General features: G+C 61.7%; 26 protein-coding genes and 1 pseudogene. 8 read left to right on the top strand and 19 right to left on the bottom strand.

Translation table 11 applies throughout. The features are described 5' to 3' along the window. Nucleotides 1-7: 7 nt before the first annotated feature. On the bottom strand, nt 8-196 hold the full coding sequence (locus JQ591_RS35235; RefSeq protein WP_249136567.1) for a DUF3606 domain-containing protein: 189 nt from the start codon (nt 194-196) through the stop codon (nt 8-10). A gap of 110 nt (nt 197-306) precedes the next feature. Here JQ591_RS35235 and ligD (JQ591_RS07915) point away from each other — a divergent pair, with 110 nt between their 5' ends. Further along, a complete protein-coding gene (gene ligD, locus JQ591_RS07915) occupies nt 307-1227 on the top strand; it encodes a non-homologous end-joining DNA ligase (RefSeq protein WP_211395616.1) in 921 nt (306 codons plus the stop codon). A 375-nt stretch (nt 1228-1602) separates the two neighbouring features. Here ligD (JQ591_RS07915) and JQ591_RS07920 read toward each other — a convergent pair whose 3' ends face one another. From JQ591_RS07920 to JQ591_RS07935, 4 genes are all read right to left on the bottom strand, one after another. Then, nucleotides 1603-1866, bottom strand: coding sequence for a GlsB/YeaQ/YmgE family stress response membrane protein (locus tag JQ591_RS07920; RefSeq protein ID WP_211395439.1), 264 nt, complete (start codon nt 1864-1866; stop codon nt 1603-1605). Nucleotides 1867-1892: 26 nt separating this feature from the next. Next, complete coding sequence (locus tag JQ591_RS07925; RefSeq protein WP_211395440.1) at nt 1893-2354, bottom strand: YidB family protein; 462 nt, start codon at nt 2352-2354, stop codon at nt 1893-1895. A 67-nt stretch (nt 2355-2421) separates the two neighbouring features. Further along, a complete protein-coding gene (locus JQ591_RS07930; protein ID WP_211395441.1) occupies nt 2422-3042 on the bottom strand; it encodes a hypothetical protein in 621 nt (206 codons plus the stop codon). A 37-nt stretch (nt 3043-3079) separates the two neighbouring features. Beyond that, nucleotides 3080-3400, bottom strand: a complete 321-nt coding sequence (locus tag JQ591_RS07935) for a hypothetical protein (RefSeq protein ID WP_211395442.1) — start codon at nt 3398-3400, stop codon at nt 3080-3082. Between the two features lie 463 nt (nt 3401-3863). On the opposite strand from JQ591_RS07935, the gene JQ591_RS07940 reads away from it, so the two are divergent. The 3 genes from JQ591_RS07940 (at nt 3864) to ligD (JQ591_RS07950) (ending at nt 7323) form a co-directional block, all read left to right on the top strand. Continuing rightward, nucleotides 3864-5531, top strand: coding sequence for a DNA polymerase/3'-5' exonuclease PolX (locus JQ591_RS07940; protein ID WP_211395443.1), 1668 nt, complete (start codon nt 3864-3866; stop codon nt 5529-5531). Next, a complete protein-coding gene (locus JQ591_RS07945) occupies nt 5531-6094 on the top strand; it encodes an MOSC domain-containing protein (RefSeq protein WP_211395444.1) in 564 nt (187 codons plus the stop codon). The genes JQ591_RS07940 and JQ591_RS07945 overlap by 1 nt, the downstream gene beginning before the upstream one ends. 281 nt (nt 6095-6375) lie before the next feature. After that, a complete protein-coding gene (gene ligD / locus JQ591_RS07950) occupies nt 6376-7323 on the top strand; it encodes a non-homologous end-joining DNA ligase (protein ID WP_211395445.1) in 948 nt (315 codons plus the stop codon). Between the two features lie 31 nt (nt 7324-7354). On the opposite strand, the gene JQ591_RS07955 is transcribed toward ligD (JQ591_RS07950), so the two are convergent. Next, on the bottom strand, nt 7355-8179 hold the full coding sequence (locus JQ591_RS07955) for a ribonuclease HII (protein WP_211395446.1): 825 nt from the start codon (nt 8177-8179) through the stop codon (nt 7355-7357). Nucleotides 8180-8435: 256 nt separating this feature from the next. On the opposite strand from JQ591_RS07955, the gene JQ591_RS07960 reads away from it, so the two are divergent. After that, nucleotides 8436-9539, top strand: a complete 1104-nt coding sequence (locus tag JQ591_RS07960; RefSeq protein WP_211395447.1) for a DNA topoisomerase IB — start codon at nt 8436-8438, stop codon at nt 9537-9539. Nucleotides 9540-9910: 371 nt separating this feature from the next. Here JQ591_RS07960 and JQ591_RS07965 read toward each other — a convergent pair whose 3' ends face one another. Beyond that, nucleotides 9911-10333, bottom strand: coding sequence for a hypothetical protein (locus JQ591_RS07965; RefSeq protein ID WP_211395448.1), 423 nt, complete (start codon nt 10331-10333; stop codon nt 9911-9913). 15 nt (nt 10334-10348) lie between these two features. Further along, nucleotides 10349-10549, bottom strand: a complete 201-nt coding sequence (locus tag JQ591_RS35240; RefSeq protein WP_106946862.1) for a hypothetical protein — start codon at nt 10547-10549, stop codon at nt 10349-10351. Nucleotides 10550-10779: 230 nt separating this feature from the next. Between JQ591_RS35240 and JQ591_RS07970 the strand changes: the two genes are divergently transcribed. Beyond that, the gene (locus JQ591_RS07970) at nt 10780-12132 is read left to right on the top strand and encodes a carbohydrate porin (RefSeq protein WP_249136569.1); all 1353 of its coding nucleotides are present in this window, start codon (nt 10780-10782) and stop codon (nt 12130-12132) included. 105 nt (nt 12133-12237) lie between these two features. On the opposite strand, the gene JQ591_RS07975 is transcribed toward JQ591_RS07970, so the two are convergent. The 6 genes and pseudogenes from JQ591_RS07975 to JQ591_RS08000 form a co-directional block, all read right to left on the bottom strand. Beyond that, entirely contained in the window at nt 12238-12753 is a 516-nt protein-coding gene (locus JQ591_RS07975; RefSeq protein WP_211395450.1) for a DUF1003 domain-containing protein, read from the bottom strand. A gap of 2 nt (nt 12754-12755) precedes the next feature. Continuing rightward, nucleotides 12756-13199, bottom strand: coding sequence for a low affinity iron permease family protein (locus tag JQ591_RS07980; RefSeq protein ID WP_211395451.1), 444 nt, complete (start codon nt 13197-13199; stop codon nt 12756-12758). A 259-nt stretch (nt 13200-13458) separates the two neighbouring features. Then, nucleotides 13459-14479: pseudogene (locus tag JQ591_RS07985) on the bottom strand (glycosyltransferase family 4 protein). Nucleotides 14480-14616: 137 nt separating this feature from the next. Then, on the bottom strand, nt 14617-14826 hold the full coding sequence (locus JQ591_RS07990; protein ID WP_211384178.1) for a hypothetical protein: 210 nt from the start codon (nt 14824-14826) through the stop codon (nt 14617-14619). 96 nt (nt 14827-14922) lie between these two features. After that, nucleotides 14923-15327, bottom strand: a complete 405-nt coding sequence (locus tag JQ591_RS07995; protein WP_211395452.1) for a hypothetical protein — start codon at nt 15325-15327, stop codon at nt 14923-14925. 12 nt (nt 15328-15339) lie between these two features. Continuing rightward, on the bottom strand, nt 15340-15540 hold the full coding sequence (locus JQ591_RS08000; protein WP_211384180.1) for a hypothetical protein: 201 nt from the start codon (nt 15538-15540) through the stop codon (nt 15340-15342). A gap of 293 nt (nt 15541-15833) precedes the next feature. Between JQ591_RS08000 and JQ591_RS08005 the strand changes: the two genes are divergently transcribed. Next, nucleotides 15834-16247 carry a hypothetical protein gene (locus JQ591_RS08005; protein ID WP_249129085.1) on the top strand — a complete coding sequence of 138 codons (414 nt, stop codon included), beginning with the start codon at nt 15834-15836 and terminating at the stop codon, nt 16245-16247. A gap of 572 nt (nt 16248-16819) precedes the next feature. Here JQ591_RS08005 and JQ591_RS35570 read toward each other — a convergent pair. From JQ591_RS35570 to JQ591_RS08020, 4 genes are all read right to left on the bottom strand, one after another. Then, nucleotides 16820-16948 (bottom strand): hypothetical protein, encoded by a 129-nt coding sequence (locus JQ591_RS35570; protein ID WP_283814081.1) that lies wholly within the window; start codon nt 16946-16948, stop codon nt 16820-16822. 162 nt (nt 16949-17110) lie between these two features. Further along, nucleotides 17111-17857 (bottom strand): IS5 family transposase, encoded by a 747-nt coding sequence (locus JQ591_RS08010; protein ID WP_211395453.1) that lies wholly within the window; start codon nt 17855-17857, stop codon nt 17111-17113. Nucleotides 17858-18021: 164 nt separating this feature from the next. Next, a complete protein-coding gene (locus tag JQ591_RS08015; protein ID WP_211395454.1) occupies nt 18022-19035 on the bottom strand; it encodes a methyltransferase in 1014 nt (337 codons plus the stop codon). Between the two features lie 35 nt (nt 19036-19070). Next, nucleotides 19071-20030, bottom strand: a complete 960-nt coding sequence (locus JQ591_RS08020) for a Bug family tripartite tricarboxylate transporter substrate binding protein (protein WP_211384184.1) — start codon at nt 20028-20030, stop codon at nt 19071-19073. Between the two features lie 113 nt (nt 20031-20143). Between JQ591_RS08020 and JQ591_RS08025 the strand changes: the two genes are divergently transcribed. Further along, nucleotides 20144-21691: a winged helix-turn-helix domain-containing protein gene (locus tag JQ591_RS08025; protein ID WP_211384185.1), complete on the top strand. Its 1548-nt coding sequence runs from the start codon at nt 20144-20146 to the stop codon at nt 21689-21691. A 36-nt stretch (nt 21692-21727) separates the two neighbouring features. On the opposite strand, the gene JQ591_RS08030 is transcribed toward JQ591_RS08025, so the two are convergent. After that, nucleotides 21728-21994: a hypothetical protein gene (locus JQ591_RS08030; protein WP_211395628.1), complete on the bottom strand. Its 267-nt coding sequence runs from the start codon at nt 21992-21994 to the stop codon at nt 21728-21730. Nucleotides 21995-22871 lie beyond the last annotated feature (877 nt).

A 22871-nucleotide genomic window follows, 5' to 3' on the forward strand; every position in this document is an offset into this window, starting at 1 on the left:
GTAGACGTCAGCGAGCCAGGCGCTTCTCCACCTTCTTGCGGCCATTGCCGACCTTCTTGACCGCCTTCTTGACGGCGGAGGCCGAGCGGCCGGTCTTCTTGGCTTCGTAGCCTACTTCGTACTTCTGCCCGCCGGCGACGCGGGCCCGGTCCTGCTTGCGTCCTCGGGTGGTTTTCCTCTTCGTTGCCTTTGCCATGGTCGGCTCCTTCGTTGAACGATGCCGAAGCAACGTCACAAGGATTCACTGGTTCCGGAACGATTCCGCGCGTGCCACCTTGAACCACCTTGGTCGCGTGGAGTTTGTTCGTGGCGTTGCGTAGGAAGCCTGCCGATATCGGCGTCAAGGCGCCGTTCCCAAATTTCGTGGAGCCGGCCCTGGCATCGTCGATCGAGAGGGTGCCGGCCGGATCCCGGTGGATTCACGAAATCAAATTCGACGGCTATCGGGTGCAAGTTCATCTCCACAACGAAGCGGTCCGGGTTTTCACCCGACGCGGTCACGACTGGACGAACCGATTCAAGAAGGTTGCTCACGACGCTTGGCGCATCAAGGCAAGCTCGGCGGTCGTCGACGGCGAAATCGTCGTGCCGGCCGCGGACGGTACCACCGACTTCTCCGTGCTTCAGAACGAGCTTAGGGGAAGTTCGAAATGCATCGTCCTGGTCGCCTTCGACCTGCTCTACCTGAACGGCCGCGACCTGCGGAAGCTTCCGCTCCACCAGCGTAAGGCGGAGCTCAAGAAGATCATCGCCGGAACCGACGTTCAGTTCAGCGAAAGTTTCGAGATCGAGGGCCAAAATATGTTCGCGCACGCGTGCAAACTAGGGCTGGAAGGCGTGGTCTCCAAGGTCCGAGACAGCGTGTACGTGAGCGGCCGCGGCAACAACTGGGTGAAGAGGACCTGCGCCCAGCACGAAACGCTGACGATCGCGGGCTTCGCCTTAGATGGCTCCAAGTGGGATGGCCTCTACGTCGGCCGTCGCAAGGGTGACGACCTCGTCTACGCGGGCAAGGTCGACCACGGTTTCGACAAGGCCTCCACCGCGGAGCTTCGGAGACGTCTGGAGCCGCTCGTCCGGAAGACGCAGGCATTCGCGAAGCGGGTCGCGCACAAAGGCATCTGGGTCGAGCCCAAGCTGAAGGCCGAGGTCGAGTATCGCGCGAAGTCGGCCGAGGGGAAGGTTCGCCACCCGTTCTTCAAGGGACTGCGGGAAGACATGCCTTAGCATCCTTCGCTTTCGCTGCGTCGAATCCTCATGGATAGCTTCTTCGCCGTGCCAATGGAGATCCGCCGAACCGGCCAAGCCACGGCGTTATCGGGCAAACGTGTACCGACGTTCCGGACAGGATCGCGAGAATGATCATGCCTCCTGGAGCGCGAACGAAGTTACGATGCATGTGCGATGAGACCTTCGCGGTGCGCCGATCGCTTGCAACGAGGACGCGCGGCCTTCGATCGGCTCGGCCCCGATTCCAGCGATCGTACTGGCCGCAGACGTGCTCGCGCTATCATATTATCGATAGCGCCCCGCTTCACGGATACAGCTTCAAAACGGTCCACGCGCTCACGGGCTTTCGACGCACGGGCGACATGCCCCGAACTAGATAGCCCGACGGCTTCTGCCTGCGACAAGCCCGTAAACGAACAGTACGATAATCGCACCGACGACGGCGCCAACAAGCCCCGCTCCTTCGCCAGGCCGATACCACCCGAGCGCCTGACCGAGATAGGTGGCGACGAACGCTCCTACGATTCCGAGGATCGCGGTCAAAATGAAACCAGTCGGCTCATTATCGCCGGGCATGATGAATTTCGCGATGACCCCTGCGATGAAACCGATGATGATCGTCCATATGATGCCCATGTTTTCCTCTCCAAGTGCGCGTTGCGTTATCCAGCCGACGGAGAAGGAAGGCGTCCGTCGGGCGTGTATTTGTCCACGGCCGTCGGCAGCTCGCGGGACAAGCGGTCGAGTATCTCCTGCTGCGACAGTCCGGTCTGCTGTTCCAGCTTCTGCAGGACATCCGGACCGATTGCCTGCTTAAGCTCGGGCGGCGTAACCTCCCGGTTCGGCCCGTGATCGACCCAGGACTGCGCGGCGTCACCCTGACCGTTCTGCTTGAAGTGCTCGAGCAACTCTCCGATTCCGCCGTTCAGCAGCGAACCGGCGCCGCCGCTGCCGACGAGGCCGCCCAGATTGCCGAGCATCCCGCTCAGCGAGTCCTTGGCGCCGCCCGCCGACTGACCGGAGGTGGCGTTGCGAAACATGTCCGCCAGCTTGTCGCGATTTTGGTAGCCGGCAAGGGCGAGCATGCCCAAAAGGGCGGTCATCGATGGCATTCCGCGGCTCATGTTTGGCTCCTGGATCCGTTGTCGCGCGATAAAAAGGCGACCCGCCTAAGGCGGGCCGCCCACTGACTTACCGTACGCCGGTGCCGTAGAGTTGTCGCTCCCTGCGCACCTCGTCCGCGCCGTAGGGCTGGGCAGACGGATCGTAGGTCTTCCAACCTGCCTTCTGCCAGGCTGCGCTGCGGTCGCGCAGATTGACGGCCGATTGGTTCAGGATGGCTTCGTACCGCGCACGATCGGCCTCTGGAACGCGTGCCGAAACCAGCGTGCCGCCGCGCCGCACGCCTTCCGCGTAGAGAGGTGCTTCCTCGTCGGACACGCCGGCCTGGGTCAACGCACCGACCACGCCGCCTGTGGCGCCGCCAGCAACCGCGCCCAGCGCGGTGGACGCGAGCCAGCCGGCCGCCACGACCGGACCGAGGCCCGGGATTGCCAAAAGGCCGAGTCCTGCGAGAAGGCCGGCTGCGCCCCCGAGGCCCGCGCCGAGGCCCGCGCCCGCAGCCGCACCTTCGGCACGATCGTCGACGCCATCGCGGTCGCGATCGACCTTCTTATCGGCGCTGTACCAGTTGTCGGAATTGTTGGCGACGATGCTCAAGTTCGAATGCGGCAGGCCCGCCGCCTCCAGGTTCGTCACCGCGCGCTGCGCGTCGGAGTAGTTGTCATAGAGGCGAGAAATCGTGACGGTCATATCATATCCTTCTCTGTGTTCGCTGCTGCGCGCTCGGTCACTTGGCCGCGTTGACGTTGCCCTGGAAGTCCAGGCTGACGTTGGTCGAAGCGCCGCCTTTGCTGGCCTTCCCGCGCCACACGCCGCTGCCATCCTTCTTCAAGGCGGTGACGTTGGTGTAGCCGGCTTCCTCGATCTTCGATTTAGCCTGGCCCTCGGTGAAGCTGTTGGCACCCGAAACCGGCTTGTTGGAATTGTTTTGGCCCGAGCTGTTGACCGCGTTGTTGTTCGGTCGATCGGTCGCCGGCGGGTTCTGGGCAAAGGACGGACCTGCCAGAAGCGAAGTAGCGGTCAGCAGCAGAAGAATTTTCCTGTTCATGTCTTCCTCCAGTATGGCCGGGCACAACATATGGTGGGCCAAGAGGTTCCAAGTTTTCCCGGTTCGGACTGACGCACTCAGGCGGGGATGCCGGCGCCGCGAAGCCTCCGCCGCGCCGGCATCGGAGGTTGAGACCCATGGCTGCTGATTGAACTGTGAGGGGCAGCCGGCGTTTACTGACATCATGTCAGACGCATTCGATTATTTTCGGGCCTACGCCGTCCGGGCTCTCTGCAAAGCCAGATCCATGCCGCGGGGCAAGACGAAGCATCTGCAACTGGTGGCCGGCCGGATCTACAATCTCCTCAAGAAGGAGGCTGCCTACGGCCCCAATGTCGAGCATCTTGAGGACTTTCGCGCAGCCCAGAAGCTCGAGGCCTCTCTCCATCGCCGGCCAAGTGACCGCTCCGGCGGTCGGCTTGCTCCGGCGGCGCCGCAAAGCTCGGATAGGGAGGCTGGCTGAATGCCTTCGCTCGACGCGCGTGGTGTGGCAAGTCTCCTGCGAGAGTACGCGCAGCGCACCGCCTTGCGAGGGGGCAACCCCTACCGGGCGAAAGCCTACGCTAAGGCCGCCGACAGCCTGGCGGCCCTTGCCGTCCCTCTGCATGTGCTGATCGCGGAAGATCGGCTCAAGGAGATCCCCGGCGTCGGCGAGGCGATCGCCGACATCATCACCAAGCTTCACAAGACGGGCTCTCATCCGAGCCTTGAGAAGCTCCGGAAGGAGATACCCGAGGGCGTGCTCGAGATGCTCGCCGTTCCCGGCCTCCGCCCCGAGAAGGTGCTGCGGCTTTACAAGGATCTCGGTATCACCTCCCTCGCCGAGTTGGAGGCCGCCGCCAAGGACGACCGTATCAAGAAGGCCAAAGGTCTCGGCGCCGCGCTGCAAGCCAAGATCCTGCAGAACCTGGCCATCGCGAAAAGCGGAGAAGGCCGCCTCCATCTGCACCGTGCTGCCGTAATGCTCACGCACGCCAAGGATTCGCTTCGCAAGGCCCGCCCAGAGCTCAAGCGCGTGACCATCGCAGGCGACTTCCGCCGCGGCTGTGAACTCGTCGGCGAGCTCACGATCGTTGCGGAGACTGCCAAGGCCGACGAGTCGTCGAAGGCATCCGCGGCGGACGGACTGCAGATCCGCCTGTCTGACCGAAAACACTTCGGCGCAGCCCTTCTCTTCGCCACTGGCTCCGCCGCTCACATCGAGCAGCTTCAAGCGATTGCCGGCGAGAAAGGAATGCGGTTGGAGATGGATGGGTTGCACAAGGGCCGCACTCTGATCGCCAATGATGAGATTGCCATCTATCGCGCTCTCGGCCTGCCGTTCATCGATCCAGAGCTGCGAGAGGGGCTCGGCGAGGTCGAGCTGGCCCTGAAGGGCAAGCTGCCGAAGCTCGTCACCGACGAGGATCTGCGCGGTATTCTTCACTGCCACACCGATGCCTCCGACGGCACCGAGACCCTGGCCAAGGCCACGCGCCAGCGTGGTTTCGAGTATTTCGGCGTCGCCGATCACTCCAAGTCCGCGCACTACGCGGGGGGTCTCTCGGAGGAAGAGATCGCGCAGCAGCACCGGGACGCCGACCGGTTGAATAAGCGCTTCGGCAAGGATTTCCGGATCCTTAAAGGCATCGAGTCCGACATCCTGGCCGACGGCTCGCTGGACTATGCGGAGGACGTGCTGCAGCGCTTCGACTTCGTGGTCGCCAGCATCCACGGCCGCTTCAAACTCGAGGCGCAGACGCAGCGCCTGCTGCGGGCCATCTCCGATCCTCACACCACCATCATCGGCCACATGACCGGGCGGCAGCTGCAGCGGCGGCCAGGCTACGAAATCGACATCGAGAAGGTGCTTCGGGCATGCGCCAAGCATGACGTCGTGGTCGAGATCAACGCCCACCCGTGGCGCCTCGACCTGGATTGGCGCTGGCACCAGGCCGCACTCGACTTCGGCTGCATGGTGAGCATCAATCCGGATGCCCACTCGATCACCGAGCTCGACCACATGCACTGGGGCGTCGAGATGGCTCGGAAGGGCGGTGTTCCCGCCGACCGGATCCTGAACGCGATGGCTCTTCCGGAGATCACGCGCTACTTCCGCCAGAAGCGACGCTCGGTCGCCCGGGCCGCCTGATGCAGCAGGCGCACGCGATCAGGCTGAACGGCACCGTGGTCGCGGTCGCCGCCGATCGGGGTCACCACTTCGGCAAGCCGCCGCAGGATCGGATCGTGCTGGTGGAGGGCCATGGGGTCGAAGGCGACGCCCACGCCGGCGCGTTCGTTCGGCACCGCTATCTCGCCCGCCGGCAGCCCCGCCTACCCAATCTCCGGCAGGTTCACCTGATTCCGGCCGAGCTCTTTGCATCCCTCTCGGATGCCGGCTTCCAGGTCGCAGCGGGTGCCCTCGGCGAGAATATCACCACGACTGGCCTCGACCTCGAGCGGATGCCGCTCGGGACTCTGATCGAGCTCGGACCCACGGCGATCATCGAACTGACCGGCCTCCGGACGCCCTGTGTCCTCATCGACCGTTTCCAGGCCGGCTTGAAACGGCAGGTGCTGTCGTCGGCGGAAACGGGCCCTCCATTCAAATGCGGGGTGCTGGGCGTGGTCAGGGCCGCCGGAGCCGTCGCGACTGGCGATGCCGCGCGGGTTCGGCTCCCGTCCCCCTCATTTCGTGCCTTGCCGGCTCTGTAGGGAGACCCGTACGCAAGTCGGCGGCCCGATATCCGATCGCCGCCTAGAACTTCAACAGCAGATCGATGTGTTCCTTGATCCGCGCGCGTCATCTTCAGCTGGTGCTGGCGGCCGCTGAGCCGCCGGTGATGATCGTGGTAGGCGTCGAGCAGCAACGATCGCCCCAACTCGAAGGGAGGTCGAGGCAAGCGTGGGACCCCCGAAGCCTTCATTCAATTTGTCGGACGGAACTGACGATGCATCCTCCTCGTTCCTACCCTCCGTCACCCCTTCGTTCAGCCATGGCCCGAAAATCGACCCTAGCTCCTCGCCTGCAGCCTATGCTGGCCACGCTGACCGATTCACCATTCGACGATCCCAATTGGGTCTTCGAGGACAAATTCGATGGTTTCCGCATGGTCTCGGAAATCCTAGGCGGTCGCGTGGTGCTCTACAGCCGCAACGGGAAGATCATCAGCCACTCCTATGTCGAGGTCGCGAAAGCGCTTGAGGGAGTGAAGGCGGACGCCGTGATCGATGGCGAGCTCGTCGCGATCGGGAAGGACGGGGTATCCCATTTCCAGTTGCTTCAAAACGCCCTGCGCCACGAGGCTAAGCTTTTGTACTGCGCGTTCGACCTCATGTTCGCAGACGGCGAGGATCTGCGCGCGCTGCCGCTCCTCGAACGCAAGAAGCGGCTCAAGGCCCTCCTGCCGCGCCATAAGCTGATCGCGTTCAGCAACCACCGGAAGGGCAACGGCACAAAGTTCTTTGCAGAAGCCGAGCTCAGACATCTCGAAGGTATCATGGCCAAGCGCGCCGACAGCCCGTACGCGTCCGGACGCCGGACCGCCGATTGGCTGAAGGTGAAGACCGCGCAGCGGCAGGAGGTAGTGATCGCCGGCTTCACGGCGCCGAGGCGAACCCGGCCATTCTTCGGCGCCCTCGTGCTGGCGATACGCGACGACGATGCATGGCGGTACATCGGCCACGTCGGCACCGGTTTCAGCCACCAAGTTCTCGAAGAGCTTCACCGCAAGCTCGTGAGGCTCAAGACAGCCAAGTCGCCCTTCCCTGGCAAGGTGAAGGATGAACGGGTTACGACCTGGGTGCGTCCTTCGTTGGTCGCGGAAGTGAAATTCGCGGAGTGGACCAGCAAGGGCGAGCTGCGCCAGCCGGTCTATCTCGGCCTGAGGTCCGACAAAAATGCCAAGGACGTCGTTCGCGAAAAGAAGTGGTCGCGAAAATAATGCCGCCGAGACGAAACGTTCGATCTGGAGTTCAGATGGCGGCGCGCTCGGACGCCGAAGGCCACGGCAGTAGGGGCGGCAGGCCGAGCGCCTTGCGTACCGGTCCGAACGACCTCCGGTGAGCTGCGCATGCACCAAGCCTGGCGAGCGCCTCATAATGAGCCGGCACCGGATAGCCCTTGTGAACCGCGAATCCGTAGCCGGGGTGACGCTCGTCGAGTGTCCGCATTCGGGTGTCGCGCTCGACTTTCGCGAGGATGGAGGCGGCCGCAATGCTGGCGGACTTGGCGTCACCTTTAATGATGGACTGCTGAGGGATGTCGATTTCCTTCAACCGCTTCGCATCGATCAGCAAGTGCTGCGGCGTCAATCCCAGCCCCCTGACCGCGCGCTGCATGGCCTGGATGCCCGCCCAATAGATGTTTATCGTGTCGATCTCCTCGACCTCTACGAACGCCACGCACCAACTCTCTGCCTTTTCCTTGATTTCCTTCGCGAGTTCTTCGCGAGCGGCGGCGTCGAGTTTTTTCGAGTCGTCGATTCCGATTATCCTCGTGCCGGGCTTCAGTATAACGGCGCCAGCAGAGACTGGCCCGGCAAGAGGGCTCATTCCCGCCTCGTCCACGCCTGCGACGGCATGATGGCCGCTTTCCCAGAGAGAGCTCTCGAAGCGAAGCATCTTTCGCAGGCGCTGCCCCTCGGACCTATTCTCGGAGCGCCGTTTATCGATTGACGCAAGGATGGCACGGGCTCCCGGGCGGGCGTCGGCCCGCAAGATCTGCTCGACGCTGGCCTCAAGTGGTCTTTTCTCGACGACATAGCGCTGACGCAATACGTTTAGTGAATACTGGGACATAGCGGCCATCGTGAAGTGACTGTGGGGAGGTGTCGGTGAAATTTGTGGCGATTGTCTGAAGTTAGACCATCCCGCCCTCATCGACGGCGCAGCGCCTTGTCGAAAGGAACCGGCCCGGCTCTCCATCTTAGGTCTTCTGCGCGGCCTCCAAATTTCACATCGCGTCCACCAAACGTCCGAGGGGAACCAACCGGTGTCTTCCTCCCTTTAGCAAGGGCGGAGCCTCGATCCAGGGTGCTTCCGAGGGGACCGGCCCATGCTCCGACAAACCAGCAACGAAGAAGAGGTTCTGGACCGCACCGCCTACGTCGCGGCCACCATCGCGGAAGAAGGCCTCCGCTATGTCAGCGACTCCGCGCCTGGGTACACCCGCAAGCGGACTGGAACCACTTTCAGCTACTACGACAAGGACGGCAAGCGCATCACCGATGCGGCCGTCATCCGACGCATCAAATCAATCGGCATCCCGCCGGCCTACGAGTCCGTGTGGATCTGCCCGTCGTCGAACGGCCACATCCAGGCAACCGGGCTCGATGCGCGGGGTCGCAAGCAGTATCGCTACCATCCGAAGTGGCGCGAGCTCCGAGACCAGAACAAGTATGAGCATATCATCCTGTTCGCTGCCGCGCTGCCCGCGTTGCGGGAGCGGGTCGCCGCCGACATGAAGCGAGACGGACTGCCCCGCGAGAAGGTGCTGGCCACGATCGTCAGTCTTCTGGAGAAGACATTGATCCGGGTCGGCAATGCCGAGTATGCCGAGAAAAACAAGTCCTACGGGCTCACCACCATGCGCCGCAAGCACGTCGCGGTCGGGCGCGGCGTCCTTCGTTTCGACTTCACGGGCAAGTCGGGCAAACAATGGAAGCTTCGCGTCGAGGACAAGCGGATAGCCGCGATCGTGAAGCGCTGCGCCGAGATCCCGGGACATGAGCTCTTCAAGTACCTCGACGACGACGGACAGCCCCGCACTGTCGATTCCGGCGACGTCAACGCCTACATCAAGGACATCACGGGGGAGGACTTCAGCGCCAAAGATTTTCGGACTTGGGCGGGAACCGTTCTGGCGGCGTTGGCGCTTGCCGAATTCAAGAAGTACGACAGCCAGGCCGAGGCGAAGCGCAACGTCGTCGCCGCGATCGAAAGCGTCTCGAAGCAGCTCGGCAACACACCGGCCATCTGCCGCAAGTGCTACGTGCACCCGGAAGTCCTTAACGCCTACATGTCAGGTGACCTCGCGAAGATGATTGAGGCCGAGATCGCGCAGAAGTTCAAGCGTCAGTACGCCAAGCTCACTTCCGACGAGATCGTGGTGCTGGCATTTCTCCGGAAACGTCTCGATTCTCTGACGGTGCCCGCCTAGCCGGGCCTACCCGGTCTCCGGACGCCTGCGTCCTCCTCGATGCTTTAGGCACGCCTCGGCTGGTGCTCTCGTCGGCAAAAAGGGGCCTTCCATTCAAAACCGGGGTGCTGGGCGTGGTGCGGGTCGGCGAGACGGTCGCTTACCGCGCAGGTTTGGTTTCCGCCCTCGCCATTCGCGCCTGCCGGCTCGGTAGAAGGACTCGTGCACAAGTCGCCGTCCCGATACCCGAAGCAATACCGTTCTTAGGTCGGAATAGCCTGGCCGCAAACAACGTAACGGCGGTACGCTTGGGGGTAGGAGGCAATCGACAGTCCGGGACTATTTCGACCGCCGCGCCCAGCCGGAGGCTTCTTCTTTGGCTTCGATCCACCTCAAGAGGCGTTCGCTCTCGCGCGTTCGCGCGCCTCACGACGCCGTTGGCGGCGTTCGCGCCGCCGCTTGGCACGGTCGGCAGGTTGCCGCAGCGGAGGAACCGTCGCTGTCTCGGATACCAGTTTGGGAGCCTCATCGGCTGCGGCCTGTTGGGCCGGCGCGGATGCCTCCGAGCGCGCTTCCATGAATTCAAGCACTGTTCGACCTTTTGCCGTGATCTTCCAGCCCCCGCTGATGCGTTCGACTAAGCCTTGAGAAAAGATGTCGAGGTCGGGGACCTGCCCAGCGAGGCGCTTGGTCCGGTCCGCCCAATCGCGGCCGCTGGTCGCCAGAATGGCCATGTCGCGCTTGAGGTCCTCCATGACTGCGAAGCCGTCCGGATAGCCCACCAGGATCTTCAGCACCGTGACTTGGAAATTCACGCCCGCCTCGACCGATCAGCGCCACATCGTGGGTGCACGCGAAAGGGCATCACGGCCTACCTGCCTGAGCTCGTCTAGCGATACCTCACCTTTGGTAGCAGCCTCCAGTATCTTTGAGGCGACATGGGTACGCGCTCCGATCTCGCGGTGCGAAACGCTCTCGCAAACCTCGTTTAAGACCGCGCGCAATAGCGCAGTAGTTGACGGATCGAACATGAATGCCCGCAGAAGGGAAAACCCTATCATAGCCAACACTTCGCGTGCCGCGATTCAAAAATGTTAACGATTGCGATAGGCCAGTTGGTCTGACCGACCTTTTGGAAATTGCCTCCACGGTGGACTTGCCTTGCAAGATCAGGCAATTCGTAAGGCTATCTTCGAGATCAGGAAGTCGCGTGTCGAGATACCGAGCTTATAGGCAGGTCGTTCTTTCGATGTCGGTAGTCATGCTCCTGGCAGCCGGCGCCGCGGCCCAAGAGGATAAGAAGACCGACGACGACAAGCCGGCCGATCCGGACACGGGTGAGAGCACCGTGGAGGAAAAGACGCTCGGCCTTCTTCCCAATCCGCTGCAGAAGTACGGCGTGAAGTTCGCGGCCACTTACATCGGCGAGGCGTTTGGTAATGCCTCCGGCGGCTTGAAACAGGGCGCAATCTACGAAGGCCGCCTCAACCTCGCGGTGGATGTCGATCTGCAGAAGCTCGTCGGCATCGACAAGCTCACTTTTCACGCCAACATGTTCCAGATCCATGGCGACGGCCTGTCCCGGAGCAATCTTCAGAACTTCTTCGTCGTCAGCGGAATCGAGGCTCTGCCCGCAACGCGCCTCTACGAAGCGTATTTCGAGAAGCAGTGGGGCGCGAAGAGGATCTCGCTGAAGGTGGGTCAGCTTGCTGCCGACAGCGAATTCTTCAACACCAAATATACAGACGTGTTCACGAACGCCTCAATGGGTTGGCCCGCGATCACGTCGCTCAATCTGCCCAGCGGCGGACCTTCGCCACCTTTGGCGGCCATGGGCGCAAGGCTACTGGCCAACGTGACCGACCAGCTTTCCGTTCTGGGTGGGATCTTCGACGGCGACCAGGCAGGACCCGGACCGGGCGACCCGCAGGAGCGCAATCGCTACGGCGTCAATTTCCGCGTCAACGATCCGCCGTTGTTACTGGGGCAGATCCAGTACGCCTGGAACAACAAGAAGGGCGATCCCAACCTGACCGGCCAGATCAAGTTCGGCGGCTGGCGGCACTTTGGCTCTTTCGCGGATCAACAGATCGCGTCGAACGGCAGCTCGCTCGCCGCTGCCGGTAGCAGCGGCGAGCCGCTATTGCTCGCAGGAGACATCGGTGGTTGGGCGGTCTTCGAGCAACAGATCTACCGCGTGCCTCACAGCGACGATCGCGGGATCGGTGTGTTTGCAAGGGCCGCCGGCGCGCCCGCTGATCGCAACCTGATCGATCTCTACGCTGATGCCGGCGTCGAGTTCATTGGGCTTCGTGACGACCGGCCCGATGACAAGTTCGGGATCGCCGCGGGCTATGCCCATGTGTCCAAACGGGCGCAGGCGCTCGACGCCGACTACCGCATGCTGGTGAATCCCAACTGGCCCTCGCGAAACTTCGAGGGGTTGCTGACGACGGTCTACCAATACCAGATAAAGGAGGGCTGGTCGTTGCAGCCAAACTTCCAATACATCATCCACCCGGGCGGCGGCGCCACCGGGCAGGCGACGCCATTCGCCGGCAAGGCCCTCAAAAATGCGTCGGTATTCGGCCTCAGGACGATGCTCAAATTCTAGCCCGTGCGCATCACACGGAATCTGCTCAGGGAGACCTCGTGCAGATGAACACGATGGTGCAGGTGGCATCAGAGCGCCCCCCATGTCGTCTTCCGGGCGGACATCTCATTGAGCCTTTTCAGCCTGCTCGCGGTCGCGCAAGCCTCGGGCAAGTTGATCAACAGACGTCTCCTGCGCCAATTCGTCTTGTTGGCAATCCTCGTCATCGACATTCAGCCGCCTGGCAAGCTTCTGCAATATTCTCAAAGACCGCGTCGCCTCCCGTTCAGAGAGGAGATTAATCTGAAGTTCTAGACGATCTCGCTTTTCCAAAATGCGGTCGGTCGCATTTTGGCGAATGAGGACACAGGAGGTGAGAAGTACCGCCTCCAGCGCGAGGAATGTCCCGAGCAGCGGGAACGGGAATGGATCAAGCGCGCGATCGGGGAATACCCCGCCGAAGGCAATCCAACACACCACCGCCCCGCACTGCAGCACAACGAACTGCGGAGTGCCCGCGAACGATCCGATGGCGTGAAAAACACGATGATGAAGAGCGATCTTTTCCTCATCCTGCTTTTCAAGCCGCAGGATGGCGTCGATATTTTCTACCGGTCTTTTCGATGATGCCGGCGTTGACATCGTCAGCTGGCGATCTGCTCGGCGGCTCGCCGCGCTGACTGTAGGGTCCGGTCGAGTGTCTCATCTCCGGCTTTTTCGGCCTTGGCACGCGCTTCACATTTTGAGCGAAGCTCCTCAATCTCATCGTCTGTGAGGTGCTCAATTCCCACGAGACTATTGCGCGCCGCACTCACGCGAATGAGTTCGTCCAGCTTTACCTGAATGGCCGCGCTGTCACGGTTTTGGGAGTTCTGAATCAGAAATACCATAAGGAAAGTTACGATTGTGGTCCCAGTATTAATGACCAACTGCCAAGTGTCCGAGAACTGGAAGAGCGGGCCGCTTATGCCCCACACGACCACCACACCCGCAGCTAACAGGAAGGTCGAGGCGCGCCCAGCCGCAAGCGAGGTCTTGTTAGCCAAATCACCGAAGAATTTTGAGATCCGGGATGGTTCGTTTTTCATGTCTCAGCCTTTGCCACCAACCACAATGTCGTTTCCGGGCGAAAGTTCCGCGTCAGGAACCGACATACATTGGCAGCAAACCGAAGCATGCTTTGCTTGGAGCTCCCGAGAGCACGTATTGAGAGCGATCGCAGAGTACGTCCAAGCCACGCCCGTTCGGATGCCGACCTCAACTCTAGAATTCAACTTGCTCCTGATTCGAAAACGGCATGGCCAAGGATTCCATTCACGCCAGTGCCACAAGCCATCCGCGGATCTCTCACCCGCAGCGTCCTCCACGAGCGATCAGGTTGCGATATCGGGTCTCGTATTCATTCGCCATCCGGCTTGCGGCGAAGCGCTCATCGAACCGGGCGCGGACCACTCGTCTGTCCAGTCGGCCCAGTTCTTTCACCGCCCTGATCGCCTGCTCCTGACCGTCGACGATGAAGCCGGTGACGCCGTCCTCCACAACTTCAGGCACCGACCCTGATCGATAAGCGATCACGGGCGTCCCACGCCTCGCCTCGATCATCACCAGACCGAACGGCTCGGGCCAATCGATCGGAAATAGCAGGCCCGCTGCGTCTGCGAGGAAAGGCTGCTTCTTCGCGTCGTCGACCTCTCCGACGAGTTGAACCGCCTGGCCATCGATGTTCGGTTCGAGCTTGTTCTTGAAGTAGGCCGTCCCCGACCGAGGAATCTTGGCGGCAATTCGCAGCGGCATTCGCGCCGCGCGCGCGATGCGTATGGCGTCCTCCGGTCCCTTGTCAGCCGTCAGCCTCCCAGAAAGGCCAGGTAGGAACTGGTTCGTAGGACGGCCGAAACAGATCCTTCGGCAGTCCGTGCTGGATCGTCGCGATCCAGTTCGCCTCCGGAAGTGGCCGACGCTGGTCGGCGGAAATGGAGACGAATGGAGCGTCTGCAAAGACGCCGATTACCTCGCGCAGACAAGGAAGGTCTAGCCTGCCGTGCATCGTCGTCAGGAAAGGCACGCCGGTTCGGCTCAACAACGGAAGGGGCAACCAGTCGATGTGGGAGTGGATCACGTCGAAGTCGCCTGCGCGCTCGGCGACGGCCTCGATCAGAAGCGCGCCGGCGGCGTTCGGATCGGCACCCTTCCGCCCTAGGCGCAGCGCGCGCGGCCACACGGCGTGGAGCTTTCCCTTCGTCTTGGAATCCCCGCTTGCGAACAGGGTGACGTCGTGTCCGAGTTCGTCCACGAGCCAGGCGATCACACGCTCAGTGCCGCCGTAAAGCTTTGGAGGTACGCTCTCGGCCAACGGAGCAAGCTGCGCAATCCGCCTCGGCTAGGCTCCGAACACGAACCGCAGGACAGCCACGACCGTCGCGGAAATGAGAGCCGAAATCGCGAGCAGCGTCCAATTTGGCCTCGTGCTTCCCCGGGCCACGCGCGCTGCGAGCGCCTTCACGGCCGTCAACATTCGTCTCGAGGAAGCCGCTGCAGATAGGCTATCCCGAAGCCAGCGGGTTCTTCGGTATCGCTCTCTCGCGCCTCCGACCTCCTGCGGAGGTGGCGCTCCAGCAGGCAGCGCCGGGTGTCGTGCTCATCGACCTCGGGGTGCCGCGCCCGGTACACCGTCCAGGCGGTCTCCGTGGCGTTCTTCAAGACGACTTCGTCGACCATACTTACTCTCTCTCTGGAGACCGACCCAGTCGCTGCCAACTCAAGGCACTCTGGAAAGTTTCCGGTTTTTCCCGGGAGTAGACGAAGGGAGGAGAGTCAGGATGCTTTGGCACGCGCCCGCGCACGTGCCGCACGGCGGCGTTGCAGGCGTTGGCTTCGGCCAACCTTTGTGAAGGCGACAAGTTTGGGCGCTCGCTCTTCGGACGACAGCTGCTCGACCGGACCATCCCGTCCGGTTTGTGGCCCGGAAGACCTGGCCTCCATGAAATCGAGTACCGTCCTGCCCTTCTCCGTAATCCGCCATCCGCCGTTCACGCGTTCGACCAAGGCTTGCGAGAAGATGTCTAGATCCGGAACGCGCGCGGCCAAGCGCATGGTCCGCTCGGCCCAATCCCGTCCGCTCGTCGCCAGGATCGCCATGTCGCGCTTGAGGTCCGACATGACGGCGAATCCATCGGGATAACTCACCAGGATCTTGAGCACTGTGACCTGGAAATTCACCCCGACGCTCCGCTATCGCCCCATGCTCGGGGCTTGATGGAGCGCCTCGCGACTGACCTGCTTCAGGCTCTCCGGCGTGATGTTGCCCGTCGCTGCGGCTTCCAGAATTCTTGAAGCGACATGGGTCCGAGCACCGGTCTCGAAACGCGAAACCTCTTCACAGACCTCGTCGAGTACGGCGCGCAAAAGCGCCGTCGTGGCCGGATCGAACATGGGAACCCAAAACGCTAGAAGCGATAGCCTACAGCAAAGACGTATTCCGGTGGAACAACATTGTTAATGCCCGCAGAGATCAGGCAGATGTTCGGGGTGCGCTCCTGAAAGCTTTTGCGCCGCAGCGTGGGCCGACCCCAGCGCGGCCTCGCGTGTTGTGGTCCGAACTCGAAGCTGTCGAATCACGCTGCCCCGGCGCCGAGCTCCATTGCCCTTCGCCGCCGGGCCAGCAGCAACCATTGCCTATTTTTCCCGTTATCCGCAGGGCATGCGCAATGTGAAAGGAACTCCCGATGAAGAAGATTGCAATGTCGGCGCTGCTGGTCGGCGCCCTTGGTCTGGCCTCGGTGGCCACGACCTCTCCTGCCGAAGCCCACTGGCGAGGAGGTTGGGGCGGTTGGGGACCCGGCATCGCCGGCGGCTTGGTCGCGGGCGCCGTGATCGGCGGGCTTGCTTCCTCGGCGTATGGCTGGGGCCCCGGCTATGGCTACTACGGCGGCCCTGGCTACTATCGAGCCGGCTATTACGGCGGCTCCTACGCCTACGGCTACGACGAGCCGTATCGCTGGGGCGGCGGCTACACCACGACCTACTACACGGCGCCCGTATCCTACGGCTATCGCTATCGCCGCGTCGTGCGCCCCGCCTACGCCTATTACCGCGGATCCTACCCGGTCGTTCGGCACCGCTGGCGCCACCACCACTGATGAGATCAGTCCATCCGAACGCAACCAACGCCGCGCACCCGAAGGCGCGGCCTTTTCATTGGGGCCGGCGTTCCGCTCACCAGTCGCCGAAGACCTGGACGTGCCGTTCGAAGGCCAGCCGACGTTTGGGAGTTCTTCTCGACGTCCTCGTCAGTCGCTTGACATGCTGGGTCTGCGTTTATTTCTCGATCTCGGAAGGAGGCGCCGCAGGGAGGGCGGCCATTGCCTCCCGCAGCGGCTGCTGCGGTTTGTCGGGCATCTGCTCGGCCTGCACGGTGGAGGAGATTTGAGAATGGCGGTGCTTAATGTCGCGATTTCTCTTCCGCGTGTGGCGCTGGCTAAAGCTAAAAATGCAGAAGGGGCCGCTGTTTTGAGACAACGCCCCCTCATGCTTCCGGGTTTCAAATAATTCCGAAATGAAATGGCTCTGCCAGCCCGGTATGCTATTATTTCCCGGTTAACAAATCCCTGCCTTCACAAATGTGAATCGGCCGGATCTTTTTTTCGTGGCACCGACCGACGAGATTGGCCACTTGCAGATTCCGCGGAGGCTACGGTGAGGCTGCCTCAGTTCAATCGGCCGCGCAGCGTTTTGATAAACTCGCGTAGGTCGTCCACGTACTCTTCGATGAGCCGCCGCGCTTCATCCGTCCGGGTGGCTTGGCTTCCTTCGCGTCGCTCTCTTCCTCGCGCTTGGCCATGTGCTTCTCTGTAGTTAGGAACCCCCTGCCCGTGATTGATTTGTGTCTGCGGTGACTGCCTCTCTTCAGAGGGCAAGAGCCTGTCCGGAGGCCCCAGCATCATCAAGCCCCCCGGCCCGATGCTGGGGCCGCCACGGGCCGAGGAACTAGGACGCGGACTCATTAAAGGCGCAGCCATAGCCTGATTGACGCGAGTTGAACGAAGGCAAGGTAGTTGGCGGCGAGCCTGTCGTAGCGCGTCGCCACCCGGCGACATTGTTTGATCCTGTTGAAGAACCGCTCGACCCGGTTACGAGCCCGATAGAGGTAGGGACTGAAGCAGATAGGATCGCTGCGATTGCTTTTCGGCGGGATGTTGGCCCACGCCCCCTTCTTCATGGCAAGCGCTCTGATCCAGTCGGCGTCATAGCCACGGTCGGCAAGCAGTATTGACCCGGACTTCAGACGAGACAGCAGTTTTCCCGCAAGTCGAACGTCGTGGGCTTGGCCAGGACTCAACGCCAGCCGTACCGGCAGACCATTGCTATCGACCACTGCATGAATTTTACTCGTCAAACCGCCGCGTGACCGCCCCATCGATTGGCGCTGGTTTCGCATGATGCAGGCTCCATGCTGATGCACGCGGACAATCGAGGTGTCGATCATTTGGACAGCGGCATCATGAGCAGCGGCAAGTGCGTCTATGATGCGGCTCCAGACCCCAGCCCTCCGCCAGCGAACGAAGCGGTTATAGCAAGTGGTGTACGGGCCGAACGCCTCAGGCAGATCGCGCCAGGGTGCTCCCGATCTCAAGACCCAAAAGATGCCGTTTAGGACACGACGATCGTTTACCCGAGGAACGCCACGCGGCTTGTTGGGCAACATCGGCTTGAGGGCGGCCCATTCAAAATCGGCAAGTTCGTAGCGCATGATTCGAAGCTCCATTTTGACAGCTTGAATCACAGGCATCCGACCAAACACAATGCGCCTAATTTGCCTTGCTGCTTTTTGAGCGGAGCGGACATCAACCAAGGGACTATCCGGCTGGATCAGTCAAAATGATCCTGAGTCCGCACCGGAAGATATGGCGCCGTCTATTTTTCGCCGATGATCATGGAGTTGCCACCTGGAAGGTGGCGAACCGTCGTCTTTGTGAACCCGGCCGACCGCATCCAACCGGTGCAATCCGTTGCCGTATATCCAAACCCACCCGCCGTCCAAAGGAGCATGTTGAGAGAGGAGAGCAAGCCAGTTGTGCTTGTGCGCCGGTCGTCATCGATCAGCATATCATAGACGATGACAGCCCCACCTGTCGGGATCGATCGATACGCCTCGTCCAGCAACATCTTCTTGGCTTCAAGGTCCCAATTGTGGAGGACGCGACCCAAGACGATGACATCGGCCTGAGGCAACGGATCCTTGAAGAAATCGCCTCCCGCGAAACTCACCCTATCAGCGACGTTGCGTTCGACCGCGTACTCCTCAAATGCCGAGCACAGCATCGGGAGATCGAATCCGATCGCGCGGACGTGAGGATGTGCCAAAGCAACCTGGACCGGTAGGCAACCTTGAGCGGTGCCTACGTCGCAAAGTGTCTGATAATTCTCCCAGGGGAACTGGTGAGCGATACCTTGAGCGGCGAGCAAGCTGCCGGATGTCATCGCGGTGACGAAGGTTCGGAATCTCGCTGCGTCGTTGTACAAAGATCCGAAGTGATCCTGGCCATGCGTTTCGGCCGCCGGATTGCCGGTCTGCAGCGACTGCGTCAGCGACCCCCATAAGACGTATTCGCGGCGGTTGTACTGATCGAAGCTGGCGCCGAGATAAGTCGGCTTTGCTCGGTCTAGATAAAAATCGCTCTCCTCGGTGTTTCGATATCGCCCTTCGTCATCTCGCGTCAGAAGACCAGTCGCGACGAGTGCATCGAAGAAGTCGCGAGCTGAGCGACCGTGGACCCGAATGCGGCTCGCGAGATCCCTCGCATCGAGCGGGCCGGCTGCGAGCTCGGAAAACACTCCGAGTTCGACCGCGCTCAATAGAACTTTCGCCTGCCGATAGGCGCTGCCGATCTCGAAAAGCCGATCGGTACGCGGATGTTCGTGGGTCATGGGACATTCCTCCTGTCTCGGTGCTTTGCGCGTCCCTATCGCGGCGGCGCCTGGGTGTAACGGGCGAGCGCCGCGCGCTCGTCCATGACGATCTTTTGCAGTTCTGCCGGAGAGGTGACTCGTACCCGCATGCCGATCGCATTGAAGCGTCCCGCCAAGTCCGCGCCGGCGCCGATCGCGTGCAGGTCGGCACCGATGCGTTCACGCAGCTCCGCCGACATCCCGCGGGGCGCGAAAAAGCCAAGGAACGCTTCGTACTCAAGCTCCGGAAAACCCGACTCGCGCGCCGTGGGGACGTCCGGTAAGAAGGGTGATCGTTGACTATTCGTGATCGCGATAATCTTGATCTTGCCGGTTTGCGCCATCGGCAACTGGGTCGCGAGGGCAGCAGCATAGAATTGGAGTCGATCTTGCGAAAGGTCCTGCATCGCCATGCTCACCTCTCGGTATGGGACACGCGGGAGATCGATGCCGGCGCGCTTCAAAAACCCCGGCACCAGATAGTCCAGACTGCCGGGAGTTCCGCTCCAATTGAACTGGCCCCGCTTGAGGCGTGCCTGCGCCACAAATTCGGACAGCGAGCTTGTCGCCAGGGAAGCAGGAACCCCTATCGCTACGTAGACTTCAGCGGCAGCCGCAACCGGCAGCAGATCATCGGGATTGTATGGAAGGCTGCCCGCGTGCGCGAGCAGGTTGCTCGTGAGCGGTCCCCCGTTCGTATAGAGGAGAGTATGACCATCGTTCGAGTTGAGCACCGCGGTCGCGGCGATGATGCCGTCGGCGCCTGGACGATTTTCGACGATGACGGGCTTCCCCCACCGCTCCGCAAGCTTTTCGGCGAACGGACGCGCCGTGACGTCGCCACCGCTGCCAGGCGGAAATGGCGTGATGATCTTCACGACTTGGGTTGGCCACGACTGGGCGTTGCCCGGAAGCGCGGTAAACGACAGAGCGATCGTTGTCAGCAGTCCCAAAGCCAAATGCGTGGTGCGCATGACGGAACCTCCTCGTCCCGATCGCCGGCACGGCGATTTGTCGGGCTCGATGGACACTACGGAGCGATACCCTTAAGGTCCTTGTTTCAGCGTCTGAAGAGTTCTGAACAGGCATGGCGGTCAATCCGAAACCGGATCGAGAGACTGTTCGATTTGGAAAGTTTGTGCTGGATCTTGTCGAGCGGCGGCTGACCTTTTCGGGACAGCCCGTCAAGCTCCCAAGCCGGGCACTCGATATCCTCTACGAATTGGCTTCGGTCCAGGGCGAGGTTGTGAGCAAGGATCGCCTGATGGAGAAAATCTGGGCGGGCCGCGTGGTGGAGGAGAACGCGATCCAGGTGCACGTGTCCGCCTTGCGCAAGGCACTTGAACTCGGAAGCGACGGTCAGAGCTACGTCGTTACCGTTCCGGGACGAGGCTATCGCCTCGTGGGAGTCAAGAATGGTCCAGACATGCAGGCGTATTCGGGCTCTGGAGACATCCCGGCGCGCGGGACCACGGTCGCCGTGCTGCGGTTCGCCAATCTCAGTGGGGATTCCAGCCAGGATTACTTCGCCGATGGTATCGTAGAGGACATCATCACGGGACTATCCCGTATCACCGGTCTATCGGTGGTCGGCAGCACGTCGAGTTTGCTGTTCGAAGCCGGCACCGGCGACCTGGGAAGTATCGGGCGGAAGCTGGGGTGCCGCTATCTCGTGCAGGGGAGCGTGCGCAAGGCCGACAATCGCATAAGGATCACGGCGAGGCTGGTTGAATCCGACACGGGTGCTGCATTGTGGGCCGAGCGGTACGATCGCCGGTTTGACGATATTTTCGAAGTTCAGGACGCCATTGCGATGAGCCTGATCGGGGCACTCGAACCGAATCTGCGCAAGGTCGAAATCAGCCGCGTCCGACGAGAGCGTCCCAACAGTCTCGATGCCTATGATCTTGTCTTGCGGGCGATCTCATCGATGCGCACGACCATGCCGACGGGCGCTGGGGAAGCCATTCCGCTTTTGCGGAAGGCATTGGAGCTGGAGCCCGATTATTCGGCTGCTCAGGCACAGCTGGCGCGATGTTTTCAGATCAGATTCAGCCGCGGTGGACTGAGCGAGGCCGATCGCGCCACCGCCGTCCGCTATGCTCGCGCTGCGACGAGAAGTGATGACGCGACCGCGCTCGGTGCTGCCGGTCTGGTGATCTGGTTCGCTGACCCTGACTTCAGTGACGCGTTCGAGGTGTTTCGCCGGGCCCTGTCGATCAGTCCTTCAAATGTCGTTGCCTTGGGAAACAGTGCATTCGCGCATGCGTTCATGGGCGACCGCCAAAGTGCGCTTGAACTGGCGCAACACGCCCTGGAGGTCAGTCCTTTCGATACACTGATTGCTCATATGGCGATCGCGGTGACTGAGCTTTATGTCAATCGGTTTGATGAAGCTCTGAAGGCGGCGGCTCGCGCAGTCGAAGCCAATCCTTCATTCAGTGTGCCGCACGTCCTTCAAACGATCGCCCTGGTCCGGCTCGGTCGAATCGAAGAGGCGAGATCGGCCGCCGAACGTGTCTTGAACCTAGACCCCACGTTCACGATGCCAGTATGGTCAGTCACCGTACGGAAAAACGCTGCCGTTTTCGATCCAATGGCACAGGCGTGGAGTGAGCTCGCTACTTGCAGTTAATGTCTGCGCATGCCAAGTGCGACATAATGCGCCACCTCATGATCTCGGCCGCTTTCGGAGCGAAGCAGACAGGTCGAAATTAATGAGTACGCGCCCTAGGACGTGCACCTCAACGCCAATATGGTCTTCGGAGTTCTGCTGGCGGCCGCTCTTCTGTATCTCGTTTTGATCCATTAGCGCCGGCGTCCTATAAACTCCACGCACCGGCGAGTTGGCGCTCAGGCATTCCGCCGCCTCGCCGGCGGCCATGCCGTCGTCGGAGAAAACGAACGGCAGAGCGACATAGTAGGTCACTTCAGACATCTGGCTCGTCCTTGCTTTCGCGCGCCCCTGGGAGCCGTCCCCGGGCGTAGCCTCTCGACACCGTCGTCCGGGCGTCTCCGCCGCAGGCCGCGATGGCCTGGTCGGCGGCAAGATCGAGGTCGCCCTCGAGGGGCGCAGCAGTGTCGGACGCAGCCGGTATGCCGCATGTTCTCTTTGCGGACCGGGGATCCATCCAGCGGGGACTTCAGCGACGCCAAGCTGATCCGGAAGTTCGGCGACGTGCCGGACGATCTCAGCGCACTCTGACCAACGGCAAAACTCGATTCACTCGTCACTCCGACCGGCGGCATCTCCTGGTCCGAGCAAGCTCAGCGCGGTCTCGATCTGCGCAAGCTGCCTTTCGATTTCCTCGCGCTCGTTCGACCCTGGATCGCTCTCCAGTTGCGCCAGGAGCCGTTCCTTCCGCAAGCAACTTCGCGACGGTCGACATCGCACCCTCCCCGTATTCTGCAGCGGCATCCTTCAAAGAAGTTGGTGCGCCGCCGACGATCCGCCAGTCCTGTCACCGGCAACGGATAGCCTACGCCACAAACCCTGAATGGAAGGTGGATGGACAACCGGCCTCGGCGCCATGACCGGATTCTTCGGAGGCTACTTGGCCGGCGGGCGCAGCGGGCTGTCAGCCCATTTTTGGGCGCCGGGGTCGTGCAACGGATCCTCCTCGCAGGCGGGGCAGACGTATCGCTCGCGGCTCCGGCCCGTCGACTCGGAGACAAGCTTCATTGCTCTCCCGCAGTGCGGACACCGCTTCCGGATCAGGTGCAGCTCGGACATCTGGATTTCCCTGCCCGACCAGCTTAGTGCCGCAACGAGCGCTCGCTCAAGGGAAATCGGAGAGCGCGCCGCAGCGAACGAT

The sequence above is a fragment of the Bradyrhizobium canariense genome (assembly GCF_018130465.1).
Lineage (GTDB): Bacteria > Pseudomonadota > Alphaproteobacteria > Rhizobiales > Xanthobacteraceae > Bradyrhizobium > Bradyrhizobium canariense_C.